The following is a 5170-nucleotide window of genomic DNA, read 5'->3' on the forward strand; positions in this document are numbered from 1 at the left end:
AGGCGGACGTCCCCGGCGATGACGGCGACCGCGTCCGGCGTCGCGGCGGCCTGGGCTTCGATCAGGTCGACGGTCAGGCCCTGCGGCCAGTCGACGGGGTCGCCCGCGGCCCAGGTCGTGAGCTGGGTGCGCTCGGTCTCGGGCAGGTGGGAGAGGGTCGCGTCGCCGTTGGGGTCGGCGGCCATCGCCTCCAGCACCAGCCGGTAACGCTCACCCAACAGGCCCAGCCACTCCCGACCCACCACGGCGGTCGGGGCACTGAGGTTCACCCGGTCCGGGCGGGCCAGCACGTTGAGGGCGAACTCGTTGGCGCCGTCGCCCAGCGAGCCATCGGTGTCGATGGGGCCGTCGTCGACGAGGTGGAAGTCCAGGTACTCGAAGAGGATCGAGACCAGGTCGCCGGAGCTGCCGGCGGCGCGCTGGACGGCGGGCAGCGGGTAGCGGCGGTGGGACCAGATCTCGGTCTCGGTGGCGTAGGTCCGCTCGACCAGTTCGCGCCAGGTCTTCGCGCCCCGGGTGGTCGGGAAGGGCAGGGTGTTGAGGTGCATGCCGAGCACCCGGTCGGCGCCCGGTGCCTCCATCCGGCCGTGGTAGACCACACCGGTGTGGAAGGCGTCCTCGGCCGTCAGGCTGCCGAGCACCTTGAGGTGCGCGGCCAGCAGCACGCTCTTCAGCGAGGTCTTGGCGGCGGTGGCCAGTCGGGTCAGTCCGTCCTTGAGGTCCAGGAACGGGACCGGGACACCGTGGCGCTCGTTCCCGTGGCGCTCGCCCTCACCCCAGGAACCGGGCAGGACCAGCGGGCTGTGGGCATCGACGAGCTGCTGCCAGAAGGCCTGGGTGGCCGGGTCGGCCAGCGCGGTCTGCTCGGCGGCGATGAAGTCCGCGTAGCGGACCGCCGGCACCTCGTAAGCGGTCGGCTCCTCGCCGTTCCGCAGGCTGCGGTAGAGGGTCACGATCTCCATCGCCAGGGTGTGGTAGCTCCACCCCTCGGTGACGGCGTGAATGTGGCTGAACGTCAGGCGCCAGCTCTGGTCCGACTCGACGTGTGCGGCGATGCGCAGCAGCGGGGCGGCGGTCAGGTCGAAGCCCGTCGCCCGCTCCTGCTCGACGTAGGCGGTCGTGCGCTCCGTGACCTCGGCCTCGGCCAGTCCGCGCAGGTCGTGCGTGGTGATCGGGACCTCGGCCGCGGCGTGGACGAGCTGGAGGGGCTGGCTGTAGCCGTCCAGGTGCATCGAGGTGCGCAGGATGTCGTGCCGGTCGACCACGGTGTCGACGGCCTGGCGCAGGACGTCCGGCGAGAACGACGACGCGTCCGGCAGGCGGAACGAGTTGATGTTCCGGTAGGTGCTGCCGCCCTGTGCCGCGAGCATCTCGACGAGCATGCCGGTCTGGATCTGGGAGAGCGGGTAGGCGTCGACGACGTCGGCCGGGAGGGCCGCGCGGTCGTCCTCGCCGATCAGGGCGAAGGGCTGGACGGCGGTGATCAGGGACTCGCCGGTGCCGTCACCGATCCGGGTCGCGAGGGCGGCGATGGTGCGCTGCTGGAAGACGTCCGGGATGGTGACGTCGTAGCCGGCGGCGCGCAGGGCTCCGACCAGGCGGACGGCGCGGATGGAGTCGCCGCCGAGGTCGAAGAAGCTGTCCTCGACGCCGACCTGGGGCAGACCGAGGACCTCGGCCCAGACCGCCGCCAGGCGCTCCTCGACCGGAGTACGCGGGGCGGTGTAGCCGGTGGTGCTGAAGGCGTCCAGGTCGGGCGCGGGGAGGGCGCGGGTGTCGGCCTTGCCGTTGGTGGTCAGCGGAATCGTGTCCAGGGTGACGAACGCGGCCGGGACCATGTACTCGGGCAGTGAGGTCCCGAGGTGGGTGCGGAGCGCGGTCGTGTCGAGGACGGTGTCGGTGGCCGGGACGACGTAGGCGACGAGCATCTTCTCGCCGTTGGTGTGGCTGTCGCGAACGGTGACGACGCTCTGGCGGACGGTGGGGTGTTGGGTGAGTGCGGCTTCGATCTCGCCGAGTTCGATGCGGTAGCCGCGGATCTTGACCTGCTTGTCGATCCGGCCGAGGGATTCGAGGGTGCCGTCGGGCAGGCGGAGGGCGAGGTCGCCGGAGCGGTAGAGCCGGGAGCCGGCGGGTCCGTGGGGGTTGGGGAGGAAGCGTTCGGCGGTGAGTGCGGGGCGGTTGAGGTAGCCGCGGGCAACGGCGGGGCCGGTGACGTGGATCTCGCCGGGGACGCCGGTGGGGACGAGGTGTCCCCGGGCGTCGAGGAGGTGGATGGCGGTGTCGTCCATCGGGGAGCCGACGGGGCTGTGCGCGGTCCGGGTGACGTCGGTGCCGGTGATGCGGTGGTAGGTGGAGTGCACGGTGGTCTCGGTGATGCCGTACATGTTGACGAGTGCGGTGTGCTGGGTGCCGACGCGGTCGGTCCAGGGGCGCAGTTCGGTCATTTCGAGGCGTTCGCCGGCGAAGACGATGGCACGCAGGGCGAGTTGGTCGATCCGGGGGTCGTTGTCGGCGGCGAGCTGGGTGAGGGTGCGGAACGCGGAGGGGGTCTGGCAGAGGATGGTGGCCTGTTCGGTGGTGAGCAGGTCCAGCAGGTCGTGCGGGGAGCGGGCGATCGCGGAGGGAACGACGACGAGTCGGCCGCCGTGGAGGAGGGCGCCCCACATCTCCCAGACGGAGACGTCGAAGGCGTAGGAGTGGAAGAGCGGCCAGACGTCGGTGGGGCCGAAGTGGTAGTTCTCGCGGGTGGCGGTGAACAGGCGGGCGACGTTGGCGTGGGTGAGGCTGACGCCCTTGGGCAGGCCGGTGGAGCCCGAGGTGTAGATGACGTAGATCTGGTTGTCCGGACGCACGCCGGTGAGCGGTGCGGTGGCCGGGCGGCCCGCGATCTCGGCCGCGTGGGCGTCGACGAACACACGGGTCCCGGTGAACTCCAGCTCGTCCAGGGTGGAGTGGGTGACGAGCAGGTCGGCCTTGGCGTCGGTGAGCATGTAGGCGAGGCGGTCGGCGGGGTTGGCCGGGTCGAGTGGCAGGTAGGCGGCGCCGGACTTCAGGATGCCCAGCAGGGCCGGGATGAGGTCCGGGCCGCGCTCCAGGGAGAGGCCGACGATCCGCTCGGGGCCGGCGCCCAGGGCGATGAGGTGGTGGGCGATGCGGTTGGCCCGCTCGTCCAGCTCGGCGTAGGTGAGGCTGTGATCGCCACTGGTCAGCGCGATGGCGTCAGGGGTGCGGGCGGCCTGGGCGGCGAACAGCTCGTGGACGCAGTCCTCGACCGGCTGCTCGACGGTGGTGTTCCAGGTGTCGAGCAGTCGGGAGAGTTCGTCGGCCGGGAGGTGAGCGGCGCGGGCGTCGCCGTCGGCGTCGGCGGCCATCGCCTCCAGCACCGACCGGTACATCGCGCCCAGCCGCTCCAAGTTCGCCGCCGTGAAGAACTCCGTCGAGCTGCTCAGGTTGACGTGCCCGCCCTGCGGGATCGCCATCAGCGCGAACTCGTTCGAACCGCCCGCCATGGTGGCCTCGACATCGACGGAGTCGGTGTCGACCTGGTGGAAGTCGTGGTGGTCGAAGAGCACGGTGAGCAGGTCGCGGGAGCTGCCGGCGGCGCGCTGGATGGCGGGCAGCGGGTAGCGGCGGTGGGACCAGATGGCGGTCTCCGTCGCGTAGGTCCGCTCGATCAGTTCGCGCCACGTCTTCGCGCCCCGGTCGGTCGGGAAGGGCAGCGTGTTGAGGTGCATGCCGAGCACCCGGTCGGAGCCGGGGGCCTCCAGGCGGCCGTGGTAGACCACGCCGGTGTGGAAGGCGTCCTCGGCGGTGAGGCTGCCCATCACCTTGAGGTGCGCGGCCAGCATGACGCTCTTGAGCGAGGTCTTCGCCTCGGCCGCCAAGCTGCGCAAGCCGTCCTCCAGGTCCGCGAACGGCACCCGGACCCCGAGGCGCTCGCCCGGCTCGCCGCCCCAGGTGGCGGGCAGGACCAGCGGGCTGTGGGCGTCGACGACGCGCTGCCAGAAGGCCTGGGTCGCCGGGTCGGAGAGCGCGGTCTGCTCGGCAGCGACGAAGTCGGCGTAGCGCACCGGAACCGGCTCGTGGGTCATCGGTTCAAGGCCGTCCCGCAGTGCCCGGTAGACGCCGTGAAGCTCCATCAGCAGCGAGTTGAGCGTCCAGCCGTCGCTGACCGCGTGGTTGTGGCTGATCGTCAGGCGCCACGCCCGGTCGGACTCCACGTGTGCGGCGAACCGCAGCAGCGGAGCCGTCGTGAGCTCGAATCCGCGGGCCCGCTCCTCCTCGGCGTAGGCGAGCGCACGCTCCGTGATCTCGGCCTCGGTCAGACCGCGCAGGTCGTACACGGCCACCGGGGCTTCGGTGGCGGCGTGGACGAGCTGGAGGGGCTGGCTGTAGCCGTCCAGGTGCATGGAGGTGCGCAGGATGTCGTGCCGGGCCACCACCGTGTCGACGGCGCGGCGGAAGGCCTCGGCGTCGAACGGCTGCGGGTCGGGCAGCCGGAAGGAGTCGATGTTGTGGTAGACCGCACGGTCGACCGCGGACATGACCTCCACCAGGATGCCGGTCTGCGCCTGGGAGAGGGGGTAGGCGTCGACGACGTCGGCCGGGAGGGCCGTGCGGTCGTCGTCGCCGATGAGGGCGAAGGGCTGGACGGCGGTGATCAGGGACTCGCCGGTGCCGTCGCCGACCGCGATGGCCATGGCGGCGATGGTGCGCTGTTCGAAGACGTCGCGGACCGTGATGTCGTAGCCGGCGGCGCGGAGGGCGCCGGTGAGGCGGACGGCGCGGATGGAGTCGCCGCCGAGGTCGAAGAAGCTGTCCTCGACGCCGACCTGGGGGAGGCCGAGGACCTCGGCCCAGACGGCGGCGAGGCGTTCTTCGACGGGGGTGCGGGGGGCGGTGTAGCCGGTGGTGGTGAAGGCGTTGAGGTCGGGCGCGGGGAGGGTGCGGCGGTCGGTCTTGCCGCTGCTGTTGAGGGGGATGGCGTCGAGGGTGACGAACGCCGCGGGGATCATGTATTCGGGGAGGGTGGTGGCGAGTTCGCGGCGCACGGTGGTGAGGTCGACGCGGGGGTTGTCGGTGACGAGGTAGGCGAGGAGGGTGTCGTCGCGGACGATGGCGACGGCCTGGTGGATGTGGTCCAGGGCGGTGAGGGCGGTTTCGATTT

At 71.5% G+C, this 5170-nt stretch carries 1 protein-coding gene; it reads right to left on the minus strand.

What is annotated here, in order from left to right; all coding sequences use genetic code 11:
* Nucleotides 1-5170: amino acid adenylation domain-containing protein (locus ABZ495_RS36715; RefSeq protein ID WP_359840332.1), on the minus strand; the 5170-nt coding region annotated here is incomplete at both ends.

The organism is Kitasatospora sp. NPDC005748 (assembly GCF_040630735.1).
In the GTDB taxonomy this organism is placed as follows: domain Bacteria; phylum Actinomycetota; class Actinomycetes; order Streptomycetales; family Streptomycetaceae; genus Kitasatospora.